The 22032-nt window shown below is 43.4% G+C and carries 24 protein-coding genes and 1 pseudogene; 11 read left to right on the top strand and 14 right to left on the bottom strand.

Translation table 11 applies throughout. The annotated features are described in order from the left end of the window. Positions 1-15 precede the first annotated feature (15 nt). Positions 16-1074, bottom strand: coding sequence for an N-acetyl-gamma-glutamyl-phosphate reductase (argC, locus tag IQ230_RS21760; RefSeq protein WP_193934333.1), 1059 nt, complete (start codon positions 1072-1074; stop codon positions 16-18). A 311-nt stretch (positions 1075-1385) separates the two neighbouring features. On the opposite strand from argC, the gene ribBA reads away from it, so the two are divergent. Then, positions 1386-3086, top strand: coding sequence for a bifunctional 3,4-dihydroxy-2-butanone-4-phosphate synthase/GTP cyclohydrolase II (gene ribBA, locus IQ230_RS21755; protein WP_193934332.1), 1701 nt, complete (start codon positions 1386-1388; stop codon positions 3084-3086). A gap of 33 nt (positions 3087-3119) precedes the next feature. Here ribBA and IQ230_RS21750 read toward each other — a convergent pair whose 3' ends face one another. The 4 genes from IQ230_RS21750 to IQ230_RS21735 all read right to left on the bottom strand — a co-directional run bounded on the left by IQ230_RS21750 (position 3120) and on the right by IQ230_RS21735 (position 5760). Then, entirely contained in the window at positions 3120-3989 is an 870-nt protein-coding gene (locus IQ230_RS21750) for an aldo/keto reductase (RefSeq protein ID WP_193934331.1), read from the bottom strand. Positions 3990-4121: 132 nt separating this feature from the next. Beyond that, positions 4122-4598, bottom strand: coding sequence for a GNAT family N-acetyltransferase (locus IQ230_RS21745; protein ID WP_193934330.1), 477 nt, complete (start codon positions 4596-4598; stop codon positions 4122-4124). Between the two features lie 11 nt (positions 4599-4609). Further along, on the bottom strand, positions 4610-5392 hold the full coding sequence (locus IQ230_RS21740; protein WP_193934341.1) for an ABC transporter permease: 783 nt from the start codon (positions 5390-5392) through the stop codon (positions 4610-4612). Continuing rightward, positions 5392-5760 carry a Uma2 family endonuclease gene (locus tag IQ230_RS21735; RefSeq protein WP_228055222.1) on the bottom strand — a complete coding sequence of 123 codons (369 nt, stop codon included), beginning with the start codon at positions 5758-5760 and terminating at the stop codon, positions 5392-5394. Before IQ230_RS21735 ends, IQ230_RS21740 begins: the two co-directional genes overlap by 1 nt. Positions 5761-5998: 238 nt before the next feature. Here IQ230_RS21735 and IQ230_RS21730 point away from each other — a divergent pair, with 238 nt between their 5' ends. The 5 genes from IQ230_RS21730 to IQ230_RS26960 are packed head-to-tail and all read left to right on the top strand — an operon-like array spanning position 5999 to position 10562. Continuing rightward, complete coding sequence (locus IQ230_RS21730; RefSeq protein WP_193934329.1) at positions 5999-6982, top strand: helix-turn-helix transcriptional regulator; 984 nt, start codon at positions 5999-6001, stop codon at positions 6980-6982. Next, the gene (locus IQ230_RS26970) at positions 6945-7301 is read left to right on the top strand and encodes a hypothetical protein (RefSeq protein WP_228055221.1); all 357 of its coding nucleotides are present in this window, start codon (positions 6945-6947) and stop codon (positions 7299-7301) included. The genes IQ230_RS21730 and IQ230_RS26970 overlap by 38 nt, the downstream gene beginning before the upstream one ends. A 2-nt stretch (positions 7302-7303) precedes the next feature. Further along, positions 7304-9583: a TonB-dependent siderophore receptor gene (locus IQ230_RS21725; RefSeq protein ID WP_322742533.1), complete on the top strand. Its 2280-nt coding sequence runs from the start codon at positions 7304-7306 to the stop codon at positions 9581-9583. A 16-nt stretch (positions 9584-9599) separates the two neighbouring features. After that, positions 9600-10178, top strand: a complete 579-nt coding sequence (locus IQ230_RS26965; RefSeq protein WP_228055220.1) for an ABC transporter substrate-binding protein — start codon at positions 9600-9602, stop codon at positions 10176-10178. Beyond that, the gene (locus IQ230_RS26960) at positions 10179-10562 is read left to right on the top strand and encodes a TroA family protein (RefSeq protein WP_228055219.1); all 384 of its coding nucleotides are present in this window, start codon (positions 10179-10181) and stop codon (positions 10560-10562) included. A 68-nt stretch (positions 10563-10630) separates the two neighbouring features. On the opposite strand, the gene IQ230_RS21715 is transcribed toward IQ230_RS26960, so the two are convergent. The 3 genes from IQ230_RS21715 to IQ230_RS27985 form a co-directional block, all read right to left on the bottom strand. Next, positions 10631-11284 carry a DUF2887 domain-containing protein gene (locus IQ230_RS21715; protein ID WP_322742531.1) on the bottom strand — a complete coding sequence of 218 codons (654 nt, stop codon included), beginning with the start codon at positions 11282-11284 and terminating at the stop codon, positions 10631-10633. Continuing rightward, complete coding sequence (locus IQ230_RS27770; protein WP_322742530.1) at positions 11241-11519, bottom strand: DUF2887 domain-containing protein; 279 nt, start codon at positions 11517-11519, stop codon at positions 11241-11243. Before IQ230_RS27770 ends, IQ230_RS21715 begins: the two co-directional genes overlap by 44 nt. Before the next feature lie 81 nt (positions 11520-11600). After that, positions 11601-11759, bottom strand: a complete 159-nt coding sequence (locus tag IQ230_RS27985) for a DUF6887 family protein (RefSeq protein ID WP_407646700.1) — start codon at positions 11757-11759, stop codon at positions 11601-11603. 106 nt (positions 11760-11865) lie between these two features. Here IQ230_RS27985 and IQ230_RS21710 point away from each other — a divergent pair, with 106 nt between their 5' ends. Both IQ230_RS21710 and IQ230_RS21705 read left to right on the top strand, forming a co-directional pair. Further along, positions 11866-12087, top strand: a complete 222-nt coding sequence (locus tag IQ230_RS21710; protein ID WP_193934328.1) for a hypothetical protein — start codon at positions 11866-11868, stop codon at positions 12085-12087. Then, positions 12075-12478, top strand: a pseudogene (locus IQ230_RS21705) (type II toxin-antitoxin system VapC family toxin). The gene IQ230_RS21710 and the pseudogene IQ230_RS21705 overlap by 13 nt, the downstream one beginning before the upstream one ends. A 54-nt stretch (positions 12479-12532) precedes the next feature. Here the strand turns inward: IQ230_RS21705 and IQ230_RS21700 are convergent. Together IQ230_RS21700 and IQ230_RS21695 are read right to left on the bottom strand one after the other, a co-directional pair. Next, entirely contained in the window at positions 12533-12730 is a 198-nt protein-coding gene (locus IQ230_RS21700; RefSeq protein ID WP_193934327.1) for a hypothetical protein, read from the bottom strand. A gap of 149 nt (positions 12731-12879) precedes the next feature. Further along, a complete protein-coding gene (locus tag IQ230_RS21695) occupies positions 12880-14649 on the bottom strand; it encodes an N-acetylmuramoyl-L-alanine amidase (RefSeq protein ID WP_193934326.1) in 1770 nt (589 codons plus the stop codon). 230 nt (positions 14650-14879) lie between these two features. Here IQ230_RS21695 and IQ230_RS21690 point away from each other — a divergent pair, with 230 nt between their 5' ends. Then, complete coding sequence (locus IQ230_RS21690; protein WP_193934325.1) at positions 14880-16517, top strand: CTP synthase; 1638 nt, start codon at positions 14880-14882, stop codon at positions 16515-16517. Between the two features lie 199 nt (positions 16518-16716). On the opposite strand, the gene IQ230_RS21685 is transcribed toward IQ230_RS21690, so the two are convergent. From IQ230_RS21685 to IQ230_RS21675, 3 genes are all read right to left on the bottom strand, one after another. Beyond that, entirely contained in the window at positions 16717-17646 is a 930-nt protein-coding gene (locus IQ230_RS21685) for an ROK family protein (RefSeq protein WP_193934324.1), read from the bottom strand. 240 nt (positions 17647-17886) lie between these two features. Further along, the gene (locus IQ230_RS21680) at positions 17887-18351 is read right to left on the bottom strand and encodes a hypothetical protein (RefSeq protein WP_193934323.1); all 465 of its coding nucleotides are present in this window, start codon (positions 18349-18351) and stop codon (positions 17887-17889) included. Positions 18352-18414: 63 nt separating this feature from the next. Continuing rightward, a complete protein-coding gene (locus tag IQ230_RS21675) occupies positions 18415-19695 on the bottom strand; it encodes an FGGY-family carbohydrate kinase (protein WP_193934322.1) in 1281 nt (426 codons plus the stop codon). Between the two features lie 251 nt (positions 19696-19946). Between IQ230_RS21675 and psaM the strand changes: the two genes are divergently transcribed. Together psaM and IQ230_RS21665 are read left to right on the top strand one after the other, a co-directional pair. Next, entirely contained in the window at positions 19947-20042 is a 96-nt protein-coding gene (gene psaM / locus IQ230_RS21670; protein WP_099704072.1) for a photosystem I reaction center subunit XII, read from the top strand. 439 nt (positions 20043-20481) lie between these two features. Beyond that, complete coding sequence (locus IQ230_RS21665) at positions 20482-20844, top strand: slr1601 family putative cell division protein (RefSeq protein WP_193934321.1); 363 nt, start codon at positions 20482-20484, stop codon at positions 20842-20844. A gap of 239 nt (positions 20845-21083) precedes the next feature. Here IQ230_RS21665 and IQ230_RS21660 read toward each other — a convergent pair whose 3' ends face one another. After that, the gene (locus IQ230_RS21660; RefSeq protein ID WP_193934320.1) at positions 21084-21428 is read right to left on the bottom strand and encodes an ArsR/SmtB family transcription factor; all 345 of its coding nucleotides are present in this window, start codon (positions 21426-21428) and stop codon (positions 21084-21086) included. Between the last annotated feature and the right edge of the window lie 604 nt (positions 21429-22032).

Raw genomic sequence — 22032 nt, 5'->3', positions numbered from 1 at the left:
ATCACTCACCCCTTCTTACGGATAAAATGCTAGTCTTGGCAATCCTAGCGTTTCTTCCCAGCCCATCATGATGTTTAGACACTGAATTGCTTGACCGGCTTGACCTTTGATTAAGTTGTCAATTGCGGACATGACGATAACTCGACCTGTGCGTTGATCGACTTCAATGCCGATGTAACATAGATTGCTACCACACGTCCATTTTGTTTGCGGATAAACGCCACTTGCGCAAATTGTGACCCAAGGGCAATTACGATAAAAGGCTCTAAAAATCGTAATCAAGTCATCGCGTACTAACCCTGGGTCGCGTAAAGTTGCATACACTGTTGCCAAAATGCCGCGCACCATAGGAATCAGATGAGGTGTAAACTGTACCATCACTTCATGACCAGCCAAATCGCTGCAAATTTGCTCGATCTCTGGAATATGGCGGTGACGTGCTACGCCGTATGCTGCTAAGGAGTTATCGGCTTCTGCAAGTAATAACCCTGTTTTTGCTTGACGTCCGCCACCTGAAGTCCCAGATTTAGCGTCAATAATGGCAGTTTCTGGAACAATTAACCCTTGCTTGAGTAGGGGAGCAAGTGCCAATAAACTTGCAGTGGGATAGCACCCAGGACAGCCGATGAGTTGGCTATCAGCAATGCGATCGCGATATAGTTCGGGTAAACCATAAACCGCAGTAGCTGCGATTTGGCGATCGCTGCGATCAATACCATACCAGTTTTTATAGGTTTCTAAATCAAAAAATCGATAATCGGCACTCAGATCAAGTACCATTAATCCTTTTTCTATTAAAGTGGGTGTGATTTGACAGGCAAGACCGTTTGGCAGCGACAGAAATACCACCTGACAACGGGCCGCAATTGTTTCTGGTTCTACTGGTTCAATTGCGAGATCAACCTGATGCGCCAGATGCGGATAGAGGTCTGCAAAGGTTTTGCCCGCACTACTCTCGCCACCTAAATACACGAGTTCGACTTCAGGATGATCCTGCAGAAGTCGTACTAGCTGCACCCCGCCATAGCCTGAAGCGCCCACAATTCCGACGGAAACGCGCCCCATATCGCCCATGATGCAAAATTCCTATACACTTACAAATGGGTAAAAATTAATTAGCTTTCGCTGCATTGTAGTACTAAAACTGAATCTTAGGCGCATCAATTTTGGCAGATTTATGGAAAAGGGGCGAGGAGGAGCCAGTTGCGTGCGGAGGTGTCCTCCGTTGAGCAAACTGGCGTTGAGGGGTGAGGGGTGAGTTTTGAATTAAAAGAATTTTCTTAACTCAAAACTCATAACTCTCTTAAACTCAAAACTCATAACTCCAATCTAGAGCTACAATCAAGGAAAAGTTTCCTTTAAAAAAGTTTACGGTTTACTTATCTGTGCAGCAGCCCAAAACCACCTCAAATCCGTTTCAGTTTGACTCGATAGAAGCAGCATTAGCAGACCTCAAAGCTGGTCGTTGTCTCGTGGTGGTAGATGATGAAAGCCGAGAAAATGAAGGTGACTTGATCTGTGCCGCGCAATTTGCCACGCCGAGTACGATTAATTTTATGGCGGTGGAAGCGCGGGGGTTAATTTGTCTAGCAATGATGGGCGATCGCTTGGATGAATTAGATTTGCCTTTAATGGTCAGTACCATCCCCATCCCAGAAAGTCACAATACTCCATTTACTAACCAAACTGCTTTTACGATTAGTATTGATGCTGCGCCACATTTAGGTGTGAGTACAGGGATTTCCGCAGAAGATCGCGCCCGCACAATTCAAGTAGCAATCAATTCTGAAACACGACCTGAAGATTTACGCCGTCCTGGTCATATTTTTCCAATTCGGGCAAGAGAAGGTGGTGTGCTAAAACGGGCGGGTCATACTGAGGCTGCGGTGGATCTCTCGCGTTTAGCAGGACTATACCCAGCAGGAGTGATCTGCGAAATTCAAAACAGTGATGGCTCGATGGCACGTCTACCACAGTTGGTTCAATATGCCAAGCGCCACGATTTAAAAATTATTAGTATTGCGGATCTTATTAGTTACCGCCTGAAGCACGATCGCCTGATTCGTCGTGAAACAGTAACTCAGTTGCCTACGCAGTTTGGTCACTTCCAAATTTACGGCTACCGCCACACACTCGATAACTCCGAACACGTTGCAATTGTTAAAGGCGACCCTGCCACTTTTGAAGATCAGCCGGTGATGGTACGGATGCACTCGGAATGCTTAACGGGTGATGCTTTAGGTTCGTTGCGCTGTGACTGTCGGATGCAATTGCAAGCTGCCTTGAAAATGATTGAAAATGCGGGCAGTGGTGTTGTCGTTTATCTACGGCAAGAAGGACGAGGAATTGGACTAATTAATAAGCTAAAAGCTTACTCGTTGCAAGACATGGGTTTGGATACCGTCGAAGCAAACGAACGTTTAGGATTTCCTGCTGACTTGCGCAACTACGGTATGGGGGCGCAAATGTTGATGGACTTGGGTATACATCAAATTCGCCTCATTACTAATAATCCGCGTAAGATCGCTGGTTTGAAGGGTTATGGTTTGGAAGTCGTCGATCGTTTACCTTTGCTAATTGAAGCGACAGACTACAATTCAAATTACCTAGCAACCAAAGCCCAAAAGCTAGGTCATATGTTGTTACAGACTTATCTTGTCACTGTTGCAATTCACTGGCGCGATGAACCAAACTCTGTAACCGAACGTTATGAACGATTAGAGAAAGTGCGGCATATTGTCAAAACACACAACTTGCTGCTACAAGAAGAAGCAAGACCAGTGGCGATCGCTCTTTTTGGCAAACCTTCACTGACCGTTCATTTAGGATTAGATCAAGCAAATCTCGCTGCACCGGACTGGTATCATAATGGTAGTCATCCTTATGTAGAAGCGATCGCGCATATTTTGGATGATTTAGTTACTTTGCCCCACATTCGCCAACTAGAATTTTTAGTTGCTTCAGGTAGCGATCCCTTAGCTAACTTGCAAGTACAGTTAGATCGGCAAAAGTTAGATGTCAATCAATCACCTTCGACAGTTTGCAATCAGTTAGCAACGCAAAAGATTTATAGTTTTGGAGTGTAAGCGAGGAAAAGGGAATTCCCCTTTCCATGACTTTTAAGCCGAAGCTTGGTCTACTTGCTGAACTTCACTTTCTGATAAAGTGACATCGAGCGATCGCACTGAGTCTTCTATACTTGCAACTTTACTTGCACCAGGAATGGGCACAATACACGGCGACTTAGCGCGCAACCACGCCAAGACAATTGCGTAAACTGATACATCTTTTTCTTTAGCGAGATTTGCGATCGCCTCAATATCTTCTAAGCGACTGACGCGACGACTTCCACCGAGTGGACTCCAAGGTAGAAACGTCAAACCTTCCTTCTGACAGTATTCCAATACCCCATCAAATTCTGGCTGACGATGCCAAGGATTGTACTGATTTTGTACCGAGACAATCTCCACAACATCCTGCGCCTGCTTAATTTGTTCTACCGAGAAGTTAGAAACACCAACAAAGCGGATTAATCCGGATTTCACAGCCTCTTTAGCGGGTGTTAGTGCTTCTGCGATCGTGTAGTCAGGATCGGGCGAATGATATTGCCAAACATCAATTGGTTTCTTGCCACCCAAAGCTTCAAAACTTACTCGAATCGTCTCGCGCAAGTGTTTTGGATTACCATTACGCGTCCAGTCACCATTTGGTCGCATCAAGCCACCTTTAGTTGCAACTGTCACCTTACTTGTATCGCCTTCATACTGTTGTAAAGCTTTAGCAATCAATCGCTCATTGTGGTGCTTATCTGACTCATCCTGACAATAAGAATCCGCCGTATCAATCAGCATTACACCCAAATCCAAAGCACGATGAATCACCTCAATAGCTTGTGACTCTGGAGGTCTGCTACTCAAAGACATCGGCATTCCCCCTAAACCGATCGCGCTGATCGTCACATTAGTATTTCCGAGTTGTGTTGTTTGCATCGGTACTCTCCTAACAGAATGGGCAATGATACTTTCCCTAAGTGATCAAAACTCCAACTTGAATACCTCTATCTTGCGATGAATTCTCGATACATCACTGTAAGGATTTGGCAGTGCCAACCTCCTGTGTCATCATGTCAACTCGATCAACATCTCTACAGTACTCACCCGAAAACCACACGCACTAAATAACCTTTGCCCCGCCTCGTTCACCGCAGCAGTATCCAACCGAATTTGCTTAACTCCAATACGTTGAAAATGTTCTATTGCCAACATCACCATCTGCTTAGCAACTCCAGCATGACGATACTGTGGTTCTACCCACAAATCGTGAATAAAGCCAAACTCGCGCAGTCGATAAATCGGAATTTCTCGCTCTACAGTACCAACTAAAAAAGCTCCCAAGTGCCCTGTTTGCGCATCCTCAGCTACTAAGAAGATACTTTTGTCACTTTTAGCTTGCGCAGTTAACCATTGCTCATAACGCTGTTGTGGGTTGGGTAAAAAGCCATATTTAGCACTATCCCAAGTTTCGTGCAGAGCGCAGATAGATGCAACCATTGGCAAGACTGCGGGGACATCAGTAGGTGTAGCAGGACGAATCTGCATATCGTTTCCATTTAGCTAGAAGCACTTGTGTAAAAACGCAGTGCAAAATTCCAGAAAATTCTAGCAATATATAACAAAGCTAATGCAAGTACACCCGCACCAATTAACCAACCTAACTCAACACGCCCTAACATCGCCTCTGCGGGAACTGTCGTTAAAAATGTTACTGGAATAATAAAAGTAAAGAAAAAGCGGTAAGCAACAGGATAAGCAACAATGGGAAATCTACCAGCTTCTAGCAAGCCTCTAAGAACTTCTGTAACATTGTAGATTTTGACAAACCAAATACTAGTAGCGCCTAGCATAAACCACAGGCTGTAGAGGCTAGCAAGTCCAAATAGCAAAGGAACTGCACTTAGTAAGTAATCTTGTGGTGTTAAGCCTAATATTCCACCAGCGTAACCAATGAGAATGCAGCCAAAGATGATATCAGGTAATCCCCAAGGTGAAAGGGTATGGCTAGAAAGCCAAAACTGACTGCTGATTGGCTTGAGTAAGATAAAGTCTAATGTACCTTGCTGAACGTGCTTAACGATGCTGTTGAGGTTGGGAGCCAAGAAGGTACTGGAAACACCCTGTAACATAGTAAAGATAGCAAGTACAATCAGCGCTTCTTCCCACGCCCATCCTTGGAATGTGTAACCTGTACGGTAAAACAGAAACAGACTAAATAAACTGCCTGCAAGATTACCAAGGCTTGTTAGTGTAGCCAAAACAAAGTTAACGCGGTACTCCAATTCAGCGGCGATCGCTGCACCCCATAATAGCTGCAATACATCAAAATAGCGTTTTATCACGAATCAAGTTTTTTAGTGAACGAACCACAGAGGCACATTGTACTGCCGTTACAAATTATCGGTTCTTTTTGCCACAGTGGTTCGGTGCTAAGCTTTGTTCTATCTAAAACTATGACATCTGGACGCAGCGCTGTTGCTGAAGCAGCGGGTGGCTTAATTAAACATGTTTTGGGGATTAACCAATGTGAATTAGAACGAAGAATTTCCGCATAGATTCTACCAGCAGTGCTTCCTGCAACTTCTTCATGAGGACCTGTAGGTTCCACGTCACGTAGTTCTCCATCAATGAGTTCATAGCGCGGGTTATCCCCGTATGAGGCTATAAATTCCTCAAAAGTTAGCAGTTTAGGCGGGGTGTAGGTCATAGCTAGTGAGGTTTGCGGAGGTAGCCTCATTTTAGCTTAGAGGCATTGCTGCAATGTATGAATCGTTAAGCAACTTCATCCCTGATAACCCCCTAAATCCCCCAATTTTGGGAGACTTCAACTTTGGTTCCCCCAAAGGGCTATGGGGCAAATCATACTCCCATTTAGCAACGGCGAATTAGTGTTAGATTATTGCTAATTTCTACTATTAGCTAGCACTGTTGCTAATCACCTACCGATGACTCTCATTGTTTCGATGGAACAGTGGCATGAACTACTTGATTGCTACCCTGGTACAGGCAACTTGGATGCATTTGAGACGCGCTACAAATTTTTGGAAAAACTAGGTCAAGGTTTCTTTCGGAAGTTTGACCTATCTTCGGGAATAGATTTAGAAATTTCTCATTATCGGTATCGCGATGATGTGATCTGCAAAGAATCGGTACATGAGCATGAAGTGCAATTTATGCTCTTTTTAACTGGGGCTACTTACAATTCGGAGTATTCCCTTTTCGGTGGTAGACGCTGTTATCTATCTGGTAGTGGGATTGCACCTGCGTGTACGGGGTGGTCAAGGCGATCGCAGCCATTTCTACTTGTAGACGTGCATATAGAACCCGAATCGCTAGCAGATTTGTTTGTTGGCGATCCCAAACAGGCGGCAATTTTGGATTTGATGATTCGTACAAATGAGTGGAAACCGTCATTTTTTCCGACGGTGAATCCAGCCATACAAAAGATCGCGTGGCAAATTGTTCATTCACCGTTTGCAGGTGGAATGCAGCGGCTGTATCTGCAAGCAAAAGTGCTGGAATTGCTATCGCTGCTGCTAGAAGATGTTTTGGGCGATCGCGGTTTATCTGTGGTTTTTCCTGCGCTCAAATCTGCCACAATCGACTGTTTGCATCAAGCGAAAGCGATCTTGACGGCTGAATTTGATAATCCGCCGTTGATTCCGCAACTGGCACAGCAGGTGGGCATAAGCGAACGCACATTGCATCGCGGTTTTCAGGCGTTATTCAAAACTTCGGTACTAGGCTACTTGATGCGGCAGCGGATGGAACAGGCAGAACATCTGTTACGCGCTGGTGATTATACCGTGGCAGAGGTTGCTAATATGGTGGGCTACGAGCATTTGGGGCATTTTGCAGCCGTGTTTAAGCGGCAGTTTGGCTTGAGTCCGCGTGAATGTTTGGCGGGTAAAAAGGCAGTTTTGGGATAGACGCGATCGCTTCAATTTTTTTACACTTCAGTACGAACTAAGAAATATTTGCAATAGACGATTGCAGAACTGGAGTGTGGTGAAGGTGCGATCAATTGTGTTTCGGCTGTCGTGGGGCGTGGGTTTGTGGCTGGTTGCTGTAGGATTAGTGTCACCTGCTGCGGCACAGGCAGAACGTGTTGTAGATGTTGAGGCGATCGCTGAATCGCGTACCGAAAGAAAGCAGCCTGCAAGGTCAATTGCCGAATGGCGATCGCAAATTGCTCAATCGCTTGTTGAAATTACCGCAGTTCAATTAAACCAAACAGAAACAGGCTAGAAGTGGTGCTACAAACCACTGGCGAACTGGCAACACCAACGACAACTGTAACGGGCAATACTTTGATTGTGGATATTCCCACTGCGGTGCTGCTAGAAGAGTTTTCTGCGGCTGAACCAACGGCGGGAATTGCGCTAGTAACAGTCACAACGCTTGGCGAGCGAGTACAGGTAGTGATTACAGGAACCGATGCGCCACCTGTAGCTGAGGTGCGACCTGATGCGCAGGGATTGGTATTAAGTGTATCAACAGATACAGAAGAAATAACAGTAGAGGAAGATGAAATTCAAATAGTGGTGACAGGGGAGCAAGACGGCTATCGCGTCCCAGATGCAAGTGTAGGAACGAGAACTGATACACCCTTGCGCGATATTCCTCAATCAATCCAAATTATTCCGCAGCAGGTGCTACAAGATCGGCAAGCAAGGGGTATTACAGAAGGGCTGGAAAACGCGCCTGGCATCAACTCAATTACCAGTGCTGCTGACGGTAGAGACTGGTTCAGTGTCCGAGGCTTTGAAAATTATGGTGGTTTCCTGATCAATGGCATTCCCGACCCGCAAATTTCTATCAATGGTGGTTTTGTCAATGCGGAACGCTTGGAAGTGCTGAAAGGACCTGCTGGTGCTTTGTATGGGGAAACTGGATCTCTTAGTGGCACTATCAATGTTGTGACTCGACAACCGTTGAGCGATCCATTTTATGAAGTGAGCTTATCGGCTGGCAGCTATAACGACTATCAAGGTATCTTCGATCTCTCTGGACCTTTAAATAATTCCGGAACAGTGCTTTATCGATTGATTGGTAGCTATCGTAACTTCGATAATTTTATCGATTTTTTTGAAGGGAGTGAAACTTTCATTGCTCCTAGCCTAGCACTGAAGCTAAGTCCAAATACCGATCTCATTGTTGAAGGTGATATCAACATTATGGATCGGCAAGATGGGGACACCGCTCAACCTATTTTAGGCACCGTACTAGAAAACCCAAACGGAGAAGTCAGCCGCAGTTTCAACCCAGAAGGTCCCGTAGATAATTTACAGATAATTAACGCCAGAGTTGGATATCGTTTAGAGCATCGTTTCAATGAGAATTGGAAACTGCGGAATGCATTCCGCTATACGCGTTATGATGATGAGGATGGAAAAATTTTCTTTTTCAGTGACAGTCTTGCTGACGACAACCGTACACTAAACCGAACCTTTTATAGTGGCAGTGGATACGGCAATAACTACTATCTAGATGCCGATTTACTTGGTACATTCAGCATAGGCTCGCTTGAACATCAACTTCTGGTTGGCTTGAGCCTAAATCGAAATATATCAGATTTTAGAGCTAGATTCGGATCTGCTCAACCTGTAGACATCTTTGACCCAGTTTACGATCAAACTGTGGATCTTACAGGGGAGCTTACGGACGACAGCTTTACAACTAGAGACACAATTGGAATCTATCTCCAAGACCAAATTACTATTGCAGAGAATCTCAAACTTTTGTTAGGTGGACGGGTAGATTTCTTTGAGGAAACCAAAGACGATCGCCTGACAGATGAAGAAACCAGTCAATCCGACACGGCATTTAGTCCACGAGTGGGAATTGTCTATCAACCCATTCCACCTATTTCTCTCTATGCTAGTTATGCTCGCTCCTTTGCACCGACGATTGGTAGAGCTGCGGGTGGAGACATACTTCTACCAGAGCGAGGAACGCAATATGAGGTGGGCATCAGAGCCGACATCAGCGACCAACTCTCGGTAAACCTTGCCTTATACGATCTAACTCGCTTCAACGTGACGACAGACGATCTTGATAATCCAGGCTTTTCGGTACAAACTGGAGAACAAAACAGTCAAGGGATTGAATTGGATATTAGTGGCGAAATTTTACCTGGATGGAACATTATTGGGGGCTATGCTTACACCGATGCCAAAGTCGTAGAAGACAACGTAATTCCAGAAGGAAATCGGACGTTTTCTGCTCCAGAACACTCGTTCAACCTGTGGACAAGCTATAGAATTCAAGACGGCGATTTGCAGGGTCTAGGGTTTGGTATAGGCTTTTACTATCTTGGCGAAAGATGGGCAGATATTGCGAATACAGTGGAGTTACCCAGTTTCCTCCGCACCGACGCCGCGATTTTTTACGAGCGCGAGCAATTCCGTGCGGCTCTGAATTTCCGCAATATTTTTGATATAGAAAGCTACACAGGTACTGGCTCCGGATCTTTTGTCACTCGAAACGCTCCTTTCACCGTCCAAGGAACAGTTTCTTGGCAGTTTTGAGATTTGTTAGGTAGTCATGAGAATTTCTTTTCGCTACATGGCTTTTTTTTTACTTTTCATTACAGCTTGCTACCAACCTGTCATCCAAAAACCTCATATCTCCTTAAAGCCTTCTTCTGAATGTCGAGTCATTCAACACGAATTTGGCGAAAGTTGTGTCCCACTTCAACCACAGCGGATTGTTGCCTTAAGCCCTGACACCACACTCGATCCTCTAGTAGCTCTCGGTATCAAGCCTGTTGGTTATACATCTTATAACTTCGAGGGGAAAGAAGTGCTTTCGGGTGTATCGCTTAATGATGTTGCTGGAGCTACAAATGTTGGGAATCCAGATCAGCCTTCAATCGAAAAAATTTTGATGCTCAAACCGGATTTGATTTTAGCAACAAAGTACAATCAATATCAGTTGTTATCGGCGATCGCACCTACTGTTGTTGTGCCTTCTCCAAATTTTGAGAAACCAGCGGATGAAGCTTTCTTTCAGCAAAATCTGCGTTATGTTGCTAAAGTTCTTGGTGAAGAAACAAGAGCCGAAGAACTTTTACGTCAATATGAGAAACGAATTGAACAATTACAGCAACGCTTAGGAAATTAGTTGGAACAAATCGAGGTTTCTGTAATTTATTACAGTAATGGTCTAGTTTATACGCCTGCAAGAAACTATGATGCCACGGCTGATGTTCTAATTGATACAGGAGTACGATACAAACGTCCCGCTCTTGGTGAGACATTCAGCATTGAAAGCATCGAAAAATACGACACTGACATCTTATTTATTATCAATCTTGACCGAAGACCATTAAGCTTTTATTCTCAACATCCTATATTTAGTCGTCTCAAAGCATTCAAAAACAATCGAGCTTATCTTGTGCCATTAGAAAGATGGGATACAAGAGGTATTTCAGGAGTAAATCAAATATTGGATGACTTGTTTAAATACTTGCTAGAAGGTGATGCAGCGCCAGTTAATTATTCGTAATTCAATACAGCGTTAGCACTGCCAGATTAGGATTTTTGTTAAATTACAAGATGTCTTCATTGTGCGATCTATGCATTTTGTGCTAACCAAGTCTCTAAATCAGACACATTGGTGAAATCTAACAAAGCCTCACTGAGGTTTTCCAGGACGGGTAGCGGTAGGGAAGTGATACGCGATCGCATTTCCTCTGATAGTTCTTGCTTGAATTGTCGGGTTAATAACCGAATTGCAACAGAAGCGATCGCCTCTTGTCGTCCTTCATCTTTTGCTTCGCGAATGGCGCGAGGTTCCTCAAACAAGTTTAGTCCCAACATTGCCTTAATCTCCGTTTGACTCAACGTCGAGAATTTATATGCCATGATTGCTGTCACTACGTCTATTATGTCGCGTTTGGCTTGTGGTGTTAATGCCGCTTGCTCGGTGCGTAATAAGAGATATCGTGCTTCCTCTGGGGCTTGCGCTTCTTCTACAATTGTCAACACCACTGATGCCACAGTGATTGGTAACTCTCGAATCTCACCTAACTCATCCAAATAAATCCGATGCACTTGCTCGCCATGCAACAATGAACGATGGGGATGTTGCCTAGTTTGCTCCACACGACGCGATGGATAAATCACTACAGCTTGCCAATCGCAAAAGCGCGAACCATTACGATAGAAATACAACATCGACTCGCTAAATAATCGTTCGTATAGCTGTTGATCGGTTTGAAACTGCACCGTGCCTCCGGCAGGCTACGCCAACACAAAAATACACGACTCCAGGTTCAGTCTCTGGTGGCAGAAACACGCCATCTATCTCAAACTTTGGCTCTTTGACGGCTACCGAATCGAAGCGATATTCAGCAGCATTGTCGGGTCGATTGCCAATTAAATCAAATAATACATCCGGTGATTGCTGAAACAGCTTGTAGAAAATTGGATCGCGCCGCATTACACATAGAGCAAAAAGCACTTACTTAATTTTACTATCGTTTAGTGTATAAAATTTTCGTCCAATGATTGAGGTAGACAAACTTGATATTGCTTTAGTTACTCATAGCTGCTTGTGTTGCAAGCGTTCTTGAATTTGGGCGATCGCGTTTTCTTCTGATTCTGGAGCAATCGGATCAATGATAATTGCCCTACCTGAATCATTGAGCTTATCCATATATGCATAGAATGCTTCAGTATCCGAAGCGGTGTTGCAAGAAATTCAGATTAACTGTCAAGCAGTGCTGCGTTAATTTTTTTGACTTCAACAGTTAGAAGTAAACTGGAAATAGGGACAAAGTTATTCTTTTTAAGATTTTGAACAAATAATGCTTAAAAGCTACGAAGCGACGCTTGAGAATGGTCAACTAAAATGGCTAGTAGATGAGCCGAAACTATCATCAGCCCGTGTAATTGTGACAATTTTAGAGGATACTACACCACGAGTGAAGCGCCGTACTCCTCCTGCTTCCATTGCAGGTAAAGGTAAAACCTTGGGTGATTTGGTGAGTTCTGCGATTGAAGAACTAGATTGGGAATGTCTCAAGTAATTGTTTTGGATACTCATATTTGGGTTTGGTTTGTTACCCAAGAATTTGAGCTATTTCCATCTCACTGGCGAGAGATAATTGAAACGGCTGATCAAGTTGGGATTTCACTGTATCCTGCTATGAAGTCGCTTTAGCACAGCAAAAAGGGCGGTTGGAATTGCCTTGTAGTGTTGATATTTGGCTTCAAGATGCTTTGGAACCAACAGGTATTTCATTATTTCCACTAACTGCCAAAATCGCCTATCAAGCAGTCAACTTATCACCTGTTCACAAAGACCCTTTTGACTGTTTAATTATCGCCACAGCACTCGTTTACAAAGCAAAGCTAGCTAGTATTGACAGCTTGTTTTCTCAGTATTCAGAACTCGATACACAGTTAATGAAATCGTGAGATCAACAACTGTTGTGTTACTACATTTAGGCAGTCACTGAAGCAACCTAATTTTTATAATTGATCGGGATCTTCACCTAATTCTCGCAGTTGTTGCGCGAGTCTTTCGGCGCGTTGTTGTGCTTGGTGCGATCGCTCTTCTGCTGTCAAATAGCGATTTCCTTGTTGATCGTACCATGCTAACCCTTCTTGTTGTGTTGGTTCTAAGGGCATTGTTGTATAGCGACCGATTTCCAAATCTACCTCTGACATCCAATAAGGTTCACCACCTTGCAACTGAATATTTACTCTTCACCAGCTTGTAGACTTCAAAAGGTTGAATGACGTAGTACACATTTTATTTAACTTTATGCTTGTGCGGCGATCGCGTGCATAAGTACTCCTCATAATATTCTGACGCTCTAAGATTGAACGCGACTGAACCACTCAGTAATACCTTGAGCAATTGCCTCTGCTAATCTTTGTTGTGCTTGTGGATCGACAATCCATTCAAACTCGGTAGGATTAATCATAAATCCTAGTTCGAGTAACACTGAAGGTGCTGAAGCAGGACGGGTGAGTGCTAAGTTATTCCAGTAAACTCCGTAAGAGGGGCGTTGGAGTTTGTTGACGACGTAATTATGTAGAAATACAGCGAGGTTATGAGCTTGGGGATGATACCAAAACGCTCCAAATCCTTGAGTATTGATGGCATCACCACTATCGGGTAAGGCGTTGTAATGTAGTGAAAGTGCGATCGCTGGTTCTAATTTATCAATCATTGCCACGCGATCGCCTAACGATAATTCAGTATCTTCCTCGCGTGTCATATACACTGTCGCACCTCTTGCTACCAGTTGATCGCGCACTAATTTTGATATGACTAAATTAATCTCTTTTTCAGGATATCCATTTGGTCCTCTTGCGCCCAATTCTGCCCCACCATGTCCAGGATCGAGAAGAATTTTAATTCCAGCTAAAGGTTGAGAAAGAGTGGTTAGTGGCTGGTGGCTAGTGGCTAATGATGATTCTGGATTTTTGACTTGGCTTGGTGGATGAGGTAGAGCCAATATCAAGCTTGTACCGTCGTATCTCAGCTTGTAGCCCCACTGTTGAGCTGATTTGATGTTGAGGGTGTATTGTAACTGTTCTGGCGCGATTTGTTGCCAATCTAGACGCGAAATAAGCGGGTTATCATCTAGACGAATGACGTCGGTTTGTGCAGTAGTATTGTAGAGGGTTAAAGTTAATGTGCGATCGCCTTGCTGTACGCTGACTGGTACTGGTACTTGCAAAGGAAACACAATTTCAGTTGCACCAGCAACTTGACGGGCGCTGACACTACGAATGAGCGATCGCGGTGGAACTGCACCAGTAACAATCCTGGTTTCTTTACCGTTAATCCAGCCGCCGTAATCAAGACGTAGCCATTCACCTTCTTTTGCAGTAATACTAGCGCGGGTTCCTTTGGGTAGAGGTGTCAGGCGAGAATAATCGGTGCTAGGTCCTGTACGTGCAACACCAGCATCAGCGATCACTTCGGCAACTTCTAACTGTGCGGGGGACAGAATTGAAATTTTGCCAGGACTCGGTTGTGTTGTCGTTTTACCATTAACAGTTAGCTGAAACTGGGGCTGAATTGAGTTAGATACAGTATTAATGTTATTGTCTGGTAATGTAGTACAGCCTTGATATTGACCAGTAACAGCTTCAGTAGGCTGATTTTGTTGAGTTAGTGCTGCAGAGTTTGGCGGTAGCTGGATTTGAGATTGTGGCAGTAAGGGAACTTTTTGATTTGCAATTTGAACTGCTACAGTTGCTTTGGGGGGAGCAATCGCACTAAAACAAATGAGTTCTCCTGGCAATCTTGCTACATCAACTGCTGGAGTTAGAGAATCTTGAGCAAACGCTAATCCGACTGGAAGTTTCGGTGTTGTAGATAGCCGTGTGACTTTAACTTGAACTTGCTGATTTTGATAGCGCAGCGTAAAAACATTATCGCCGAGCTGTAAAGGAAAACTAGGCGCAAAATGCCCAGCCCGACTGCGGGCGATCGCTTGACCATTTACGGTTACTTCTGCATCTGGTGGTGCTGTTCCAATCAAAAAAATGCGCTCTGATGTGGTTTGATGCTCGTTAGGTGGATAAACAACAGACAGTGGTTGATTTGCCCAAGCTGGCGCAGATGCCATGACAGCAATGAATAAACTTAATCCGATTCTTTTCACGTCACAATAAGAATAGCGTTGAGAAATTTTAGATCTAAGGAAGGGAAGAAAATATTATAGATTTCATTGATCGCTAACCAAAGCGCCACTCTTTTACTGCAAGCAAGATGCTTGCTCCACGAGTTCCTCAATACTGTGGCACAATTGACGGGGTATATCTGCATAAGTTCCTCATTGAATTTAATTGAATTTATATGACTAAATTTGTTTTTGTCACTGGCGGTGTCGTCTCCAGCATTGGCAAAGGCATTGTTGCAGCCAGTTTGGGACGGTTGCTGAAGTCACGCGATTATTCAGTATCGATTCTAAAGCTCGATCCTTATATCAATGTTGATCCTGGAACCATGAGTCCCTTTCAGCATGGAGAAGTCTTTGTCACCGAAGATGGCGCCGAAACTGACTTAGATCTAGGTCACTACGAGCGCTTCACAGATACATCGATGTCGCGGCTCAACAGTGTCACAACAGGCTCAATTTATCAAGCTGTGTTGAATAAAGAGCGACGCGGTGACTACATGGGTGGGACAGTGCAGGTCATTCCGCACATCACAAATGAAATCAAAGAACGCATTAAAAGAGTAGCCAAAAACACAAATCCTGATGTAGTCATTACGGAAATCGGTGGCACAGTAGGAGATATCGAATCGCTGCCGTTTTTAGAAGCAATTCGTCAGTTTCGCAAGGATGTCGGGCGACAAAATGTATTGTATATGCATGTGACGCTTGTACCGTGGATTCCTGCAGCTGGAGAAATGAAAACGAAGCCAACACAGCATTCTGTAAAAGAGTTACGCTCGATTGGTATTCAACCAGATATCTTAGTTTGTCGATGCGATCGCCCGCTGCCACCTGGCTTAAAAGAAAAAATGTCAGAGTTTTGTGATGTACCTGTTGAGTGTGTCATCACGTCGCAAGATGCTAAAAGCATTTATGAAGTGCCATTGAATCTTGAACAAGAAGGACTAGCACAGCAAACACTAGAGTTGCTACAACTTGAACAACGCCAGCCAGATCTCAGTCAATGGCGCACAATTGTAGAGCGATTGTATAGTCCAACACATGATATTGAGATTGCAATTGTCGGTAAATATGTCCGGCTTGGCGATGCTTATTTATCAGTTGTCGAAGCACTACGTCATGCGGCGATCGCAATGGGTGGTGACTTACATCTACGCTGGGTAAATTCAGAAAACTTAGAAAATGAGCCAGTAGAGCGTTACCTAGAAGGAGTTAATGGTTTAATTGTGCCAGGAGGCTTTGGCATTCGGGGAGTAGACGGTAAAATTGCCGCAGTAGAATACGCCCGTACGCACAAAATTCCCTTTTTAGGTTTGTGCTTAGGAATGCAGTGTGCTGTAGTTGAATGGGCAAGAGACATTGCTGGTTTAGAAAACGCCAACAGTGCTGAGTTTGATCCCGAAGGTTCGCATCCCGTGATCAACTTATTACCAGAACAACAGGATGTCGTCGATTTGGGTGGTACGATGCGCTTAGGGTTATATCCTTGTCGCCTGACACCGAATACTTTAGCGTTCAAGCTCTACCAAGAAGAAGTCGTCTACGAACGACACCGCCATCGCTACGAGTTTAATAATGCGTACCGTAACTTGTTTTTAGAGTCTGGTTACGCAATTAGCGGTACATCTCCTGATGGGCGCTTGGTAGAAATTATCGAACTCCCAAATCATCCCTTTTTTGTAGCGACACAGTTTCATCCTGAGTTTCAATCACGCCCTAGTGCACCACATCCCTTATTTAAAGGATTCGTTGAAGCAGTGATGATGCGATCGCAATCATCTTCTCCATTACCTGCACCAGCAGAAGTGTCGTGATGACGGACTAGGGGCGAGGGGTGAGTGATTAGTTTTGAGTTATGAGTTTTGAATTTTGAGTTCTAAAGAGTTTTGAATTGTTCGCGAACAAAGGTGCGGAGGCAATTATTTTGAGTTTTGAATTCTAAGTTTTGTTAGCGTAGCGGTGCCTTAGCACGTTTTGAATTACAAAGAAGTGTCTTAACTCATAACTCATAACTCAACACTCATAACTTCCAGCTTCCTCTAACCTGTTCCATGCAAGCTTAGCAGCGCCTACTATTCCAGCTTGATTACCTAATTTGGCGGTGAGGATTTTTAAGCCAGTGCGGGAACTAGGTAGTACCCGACATTCAATTTCAGCGTGAATGCTGGGAAAGAAAAACTCTGCGCTCGCACTTACACCGCCACCAATAATAATTGCTTCGGGGGTCAAAACATAAATCAAGCTCGCTAAACCTGCGCCTAACTCCCTACCATACTGCTGCCAAAAAGTCAATGCATCTATATCTCCTACTTTGGCAAGTGCGCCAAGTTGCGCGGGTTCGAGTCCGGTGCGGCGACGAATTGCCTGGACTGATACATACTGTTCTAGCGAACCATAGTTACCACTATTGCACGGTGGACCATCAATGTTAAGGGTAATTAAGCCCAGTTCTGCAGCAGTTCCCATATGTCCGACAAAAAGATTGCCATCAAGAATGACTGCACCACCAACACCAGTTCCCAGTGTTAACAGAATTAAGTTACTAAAGTGTCGTCCTGCACCTAACCAAGCTTCTCCTAATCCCGCACAGTTAGCATCATTCGCGAGAACAACAGGGCGATCTGTTTTAGCTTCTAACCAATCTGCCAAGGGAACATCACGCCAGTTGTGCAGATTAATTGCAACTCTAGAAATTCGCCCCGACACATCAACAGGACCTGGAGTACCAATACCGATCGCCTGACATTGCCGATCGGGATCACTTTGAGCGATCGCATCCACCATAGCATCTACAACAGCGTGTGGTGTTGCAGGTTGAGGAGTAGCTACACTCAACGATGCTAAACAAGTACCATCCTGAGCAAATCTCCCAAGTTTAATTGCGGTTCCACCCAAGTCAATTCCGATTACCTGGGGTAAAGGTAAATCTGGTGCTGCACTCATCCTGTGATTCAACTGTGGTTATTTGGACTACTTGCATTTGAATTGCAATTCTCTTATTGCACCACAAGATAGGAATTTGTTGAATACATTAAAGCACTTGGCGAATGAATTTGCTGCTAAATAAACTAAGTAGTTCGCTGAGTAGACTTGCAAACAAAACTCTTGCTTATATTGTGCGATCGCCACACTTCGTTTGAATAGCTCCGACTGCAGTCAAAGAGCATAGACAATTTATGCTTGCTATAATACTACATCACTAACAATTGCGGGTAAATTAGAAGTATTTCGAGGTTCTTCTTCACGGCGTACAACTCTTCCTAGAGAGTCGGTACGATAAACCCAAGTTGAACGACTATCAGACACGCTCACGCGCCAACCTTCTACCAAAGCTTGAGTGCAAAATTCATCAGGTTGTGCTATTCCAAGACAACCATCTGACCAAGTTTCCTGACTTAATACTGTGACTTGCAGTTGACTAGCTGGAATGTTCTCGCGTTGAGATACGTCTTGTCGTACTGCATCGGCTACTGAATGCGGAAGTTGAGATGCACAATTGCTTTGTCGTTGACTTGTAAGTTTATACTTTTGCTCAGATAAATTGCTGGGTGCTGAATCGGCTACAGCGATCGCGACGACAACACTCGATAAAATACTACTCAACAACACAACTGAAACAATTTGCCGCAAGTTAACATTATGCTTCATCAGAAATTTCATATTAAATATCAATCCTGCTTCCCTAATTTAGGAAAGACGACTCGCTCTCTATTAGTTCCTGTTACTATTGATACTACGCATAGCTAATAATGCAGTGCCATAAGCTGCTTCAGTCTCTTTAGATGCTACTATGGGCACTCCAAAGTAACGCTGGCGAATAGCAGTCCAGGTAATATTTGCTGCACCACCACCTGCAGTGTAAATACGCATGAGAGAAGTTGCACCAAGTTGCTGTAAAAGTTGATAACCTTGGTGTTCAATGCGGGCAATACTTTCTAACAATCCATGCAGAAACTCGACTAAATTATCTGGTCGTGGTTCGAGTCGAGGTGGTAAGTGAGGATCATTTACAGGAAAGCGATCGCCTGGTTTTGATAATGGATAGTAATCCAAGGGGCTGGCTTGCTGGGGATCGATCTGAAAACTTAATTGTTGTAACTCAGTGTTGGAGAAAAACTGCTGTAGCACTGCACCCCCAGTATTGGAAGCACCTCCAGTGAGCCATAAATCGCCTAGACGATGGCTATAAACACCATACTGGTTATTCTCCACGCGAGTGTGGCTCAGTAGCTTGAGAACCATTGTAGAGCCAAGCGACGTGACAGCTTCTCCAGGAAACGTCGCGCCACTGGCAAGAAAAGCAGCAATACTATCTGTTGTTCCTGCACACACACAGCAATCACGAGGTAAGTTAAAGCGTGTTGCAATTTCCAGCGTAACTGTAGCAACTACAGTACCAGGTGCTAACACTTGAGGTAGCAGAGGCGCAATCGCAAGTTCTGTTAGCCACAGAGGATAGCAAAAGTACTCAACGTCATAACCTAGCTTCAACGCATTGTGATAGTCACTGATGCCGAGTTTGCCGTGAAGTAAAAACGCTAACCAATCTGCTTGGTGAAGGAAATATTGAGCATCAGTAAATGTTGGTTGCTGCGACAGCCATAATAGCTTTGCCAAACTTGATGTTGCACTCAATACTGTGTGATTTGGTGGGGCGATCGCTTTTAATTGTTCTAGTACTGTAACTCCGCGAGCATCGTTATACATCAGTGGTGGCGCTACCGGAGTCCCTACAGCATTGCACAATAGTACTGTTGAAGAAGTTCCATCAATGGCGATCGCATTAATTTGTTGCCTTAGTTTGAGGGGAATTTGCTCAATCAAGCTAAATAAAGTATTTTCCCAAGTACTTATCTGTGTTAACGCATCAGATGTCATCGATATCTTAGTTTCGGCTTGCACTATTCCTGTAGAATCGATAACCACGGCTCTTGCGCCAGAGGTTCCAAAATCTATTCCAAGGGTGTAATTATGACTTGCAGGGTACAGCATCTTGAGAGATCACGGTGTTAGCGCAGATTCATCTATGGACAAGAAAAAAGATTGACGTCGAGATAGCCCGCGACAAAATATAAAGATTTCCTTACTTTTAAGTATAGAAATTCTCTAAGCTCTGATCCCTGAACTCCGATCCCTCCTAATTTGTTTCATATTGTAAAAACTTATTCCATCAATTGAACAATTTAGTCAAAAGTAGTGATTGTTAGATACATTTACATTTTGCCTCAAGGAGGTTTCTTACCATGTCTATATCAGATACACAAGTTTTTGTAGCACTTGTAGTAGCACTGATCCCTGGTGTCCTTGCTGTCCGCTTAGCAACAGAGCTTTACAAGTAACACCATCTACAACGACATAAACAGAAAAAGGATGAAGGTTTTGCTGCTTAAGGAGAGTTGCAGAAAATCAAATTGACTCGCTACTCCTTGCGGCACTATTCTTCATCCTATTGATTGTCATGCTTAAGTTTGAAGCTTGACTAATAGCATGTAGCTCAGCAAAGTTCATAATTGTTCAGTAAAATTACTGTTGACTATTAAGCCAGCTAGCGATAACTTGCTTGTGAAGCAATGCAGATTAAGTGACATTACGGGGCAATTTATCAGGCTGCAATTCTTTTTACTGCCCTTGTAAATCTTGCTGTTTTTCACAAAACAGCGTCAATCAAGAAAGACCAATTTTTGAAAATTTAGGGATTGACAAAAAGATTTGTCTAAAATCGGCACATTGTCTTGCTATTATCCAACCAGCTTTCTCTAGTGCAGCTTTTGAGCAGTTATGAACGCTATTCATTCTATACCACCACTCAAACCTGAAGAACCACGTCGGATTGCTCGCAAGAGAAAAAACCGTCGTCACCCGTATCGGACTACGGCAATTCAAACAACAGCAAAAATAGCTGTTAATCTGGTGCTGTTAGTAGCAACAGGAGCTACGATGGTCAAACTTGTCCCTTACTACTTGTCACAGCAACATCAGTTGAAAGAAATTAAATCTGAGGTTGAGGCAGCTGAAGGACGTGTGGAACAACTTCGTACAGATTTTAATCGCTACTTCGATCCCCAACAAGCCAAATCAGTAATGCAGGAGCAAAGTCATCGATTTGAGCCAGGACAACGCCCACTCATTTTAGTGAAGTAACTTGTCTCATCTTTGGTGAAATGACCAAGGTATAACTCTTTGGTAATTGGTAATATTTTTTACTTGATTACTTCACATTGCGAGTAATCACTGGATTTAGGCTAATTATGAGCTGCATTAGGTTGGAGATTAGAGTTAAAAGATATTACTTTGCTTTCTCGTATTCCCTGTAAAGTTGGTAACGTTCTCATCTACTCTCCATCAGCAAAAATTTGGCAATGACTCAATCACTACTGGATCTATGCTTGGTCAGGCATTTTGAGGGTTTCGATTTGATTTGCTTGGGTTAGCAGGCGATTTGAAATGCGATCGCACACAATCTCACACAAATTAAAAATTGCGGGATCGGAAACTTTATAAAATACACTGACTCCTTGAGGATGACGGGAAACCATTCCTGAGTTCATCAGCATTTTGAGATGTTTGGAGACGTTAGCTTGACCTAATCCAGTTGCTTCTACAATTTCCATAACATTTTTGGGACCTGACCGCAGACAACTTAATACCTGAAGTCGGCTCACTTCTGATAGAACTTTGAAGTATTCTGCCACTTGAGCTAAAGCCATAGGAGAAGTATCTCGCATATACTCGTTTCAGCAGGAAAAACGTATAATTTTTCTTAATATCCTACTATAGTTGACTAATTTTTTTATATAACTTTAGCTACATATCAAAAGAAATAAAAACCTACACATTGTTAGAAAAATCTCATAAATATCTCAAGCAATTTTTGGTTAAGTTTCTCTTGACAAAGAACTAAAAACTTAAGCATTGAAATAGCAATTAATTAGCAAACTTAAGCCTAAAAGTAAGACATTTTATCAATATAAAAAATAGTTGTGCTTAATCACGCTCTCATCTATTTTCTCCTTAGTCTCCTAGTTTCATATTTAGCAAACATAAGGCAAAACACTATCACTCTCTAGATTAGAGGAGTAGGCTATAAGTCAATATAGCCCTAGTTTTCTATCAACCAACTACCAATTAGCAAATAGAGAATTTCATAATTTTTGGAAAGTCAGCTTTAAAATTTTAGTTTTAACATTGATTGTTATTTCAGTTACAGCCTATTGCAGTTTTATGAGGCACAGTAGCAACAGTGAGTAAACCAGTTTTTCAAATGCACGGGATTAATTAAATCGAGTGCAGTGGCAATGAGAAGATCAACCCTGAATGCAGTAGTTGGGG

It is taken from the genome of Gloeocapsopsis crepidinum LEGE 06123 (genome assembly GCF_015207655.1).
Taxonomy (GTDB): Bacteria; Cyanobacteriota; Cyanobacteriia; order Cyanobacteriales; family Chroococcidiopsidaceae; genus Gloeocapsopsis; species Gloeocapsopsis crepidinum.
The sequence above is the reverse complement of the archived record's forward strand: the minus strand, read 5'-3'. Positions and strand labels throughout refer to the sequence as shown.

What these genes read in the sequence shown, in the direction of transcription:
- argC (WP_193934333.1), bottom strand. Translation starts at nt 1,074, where the DNA reads ATGGGCGATATGGGGCGCGTTTCCGTCGGAATTGTGGGCGCTTCAGGC.
- IQ230_RS21750 (WP_193934331.1), bottom strand. Translation starts at nt 3,989, where the DNA reads ATGCAAACAACACAACTCGGAAATACTAATGTGACGATCAGCGCGATC.
- IQ230_RS21745 (WP_193934330.1), bottom strand. Translation starts at nt 4,598, where the DNA reads ATGCAGATTCGTCCTGCTACACCTACTGATGTCCCCGCAGTCTTGCCA.
- IQ230_RS21735 (WP_228055222.1), bottom strand. Translation starts at nt 5,760, where the DNA reads ATGACCTACACCCCGCCTAAACTGCTAACTTTTGAGGAATTTATAGCC.
- IQ230_RS21730 (WP_193934329.1), top strand. Translation starts at nt 5,999, where the DNA reads ATGACTCTCATTGTTTCGATGGAACAGTGGCATGAACTACTTGATTGC.
- IQ230_RS26965 (WP_228055220.1), top strand. Translation starts at nt 9,600, where the DNA reads ATGAGAATTTCTTTTCGCTACATGGCTTTTTTTTTACTTTTCATTACA.
- IQ230_RS21710 (WP_193934328.1), top strand. Translation starts at nt 11,866, where the DNA reads ATGCTTAAAAGCTACGAAGCGACGCTTGAGAATGGTCAACTAAAATGG.
- IQ230_RS21700 (WP_193934327.1), bottom strand. Translation starts at nt 12,730, where the DNA reads ATGTCAGAGGTAGATTTGGAAATCGGTCGCTATACAACAATGCCCTTA.
- IQ230_RS21695 (WP_193934326.1), bottom strand. Translation starts at nt 14,649, where the DNA reads ATGGCATCTGCGCCAGCTTGGGCAAATCAACCACTGTCTGTTGTTTAT.
- IQ230_RS21690 (WP_193934325.1), top strand. Translation starts at nt 14,880, where the DNA reads ATGACTAAATTTGTTTTTGTCACTGGCGGTGTCGTCTCCAGCATTGGC.
- IQ230_RS21685 (WP_193934324.1), bottom strand. Translation starts at nt 17,646, where the DNA reads ATGAGTGCAGCACCAGATTTACCTTTACCCCAGGTAATCGGAATTGAC.
- IQ230_RS21680 (WP_193934323.1), bottom strand. Translation starts at nt 18,351, where the DNA reads ATGAAGCATAATGTTAACTTGCGGCAAATTGTTTCAGTTGTGTTGTTG.
- IQ230_RS21675 (WP_193934322.1), bottom strand. Translation starts at nt 19,695, where the DNA reads ATGCTGTACCCTGCAAGTCATAATTACACCCTTGGAATAGATTTTGGA.
- psaM (WP_099704072.1), top strand. Translation starts at nt 19,947, where the DNA reads ATGTCTATATCAGATACACAAGTTTTTGTAGCACTTGTAGTAGCACTG.
- IQ230_RS21665 (WP_193934321.1), top strand. Translation starts at nt 20,482, where the DNA reads ATGAACGCTATTCATTCTATACCACCACTCAAACCTGAAGAACCACGT.
- IQ230_RS21660 (WP_193934320.1), bottom strand. Translation starts at nt 21,428, where the DNA reads ATGCGAGATACTTCTCCTATGGCTTTAGCTCAAGTGGCAGAATACTTC.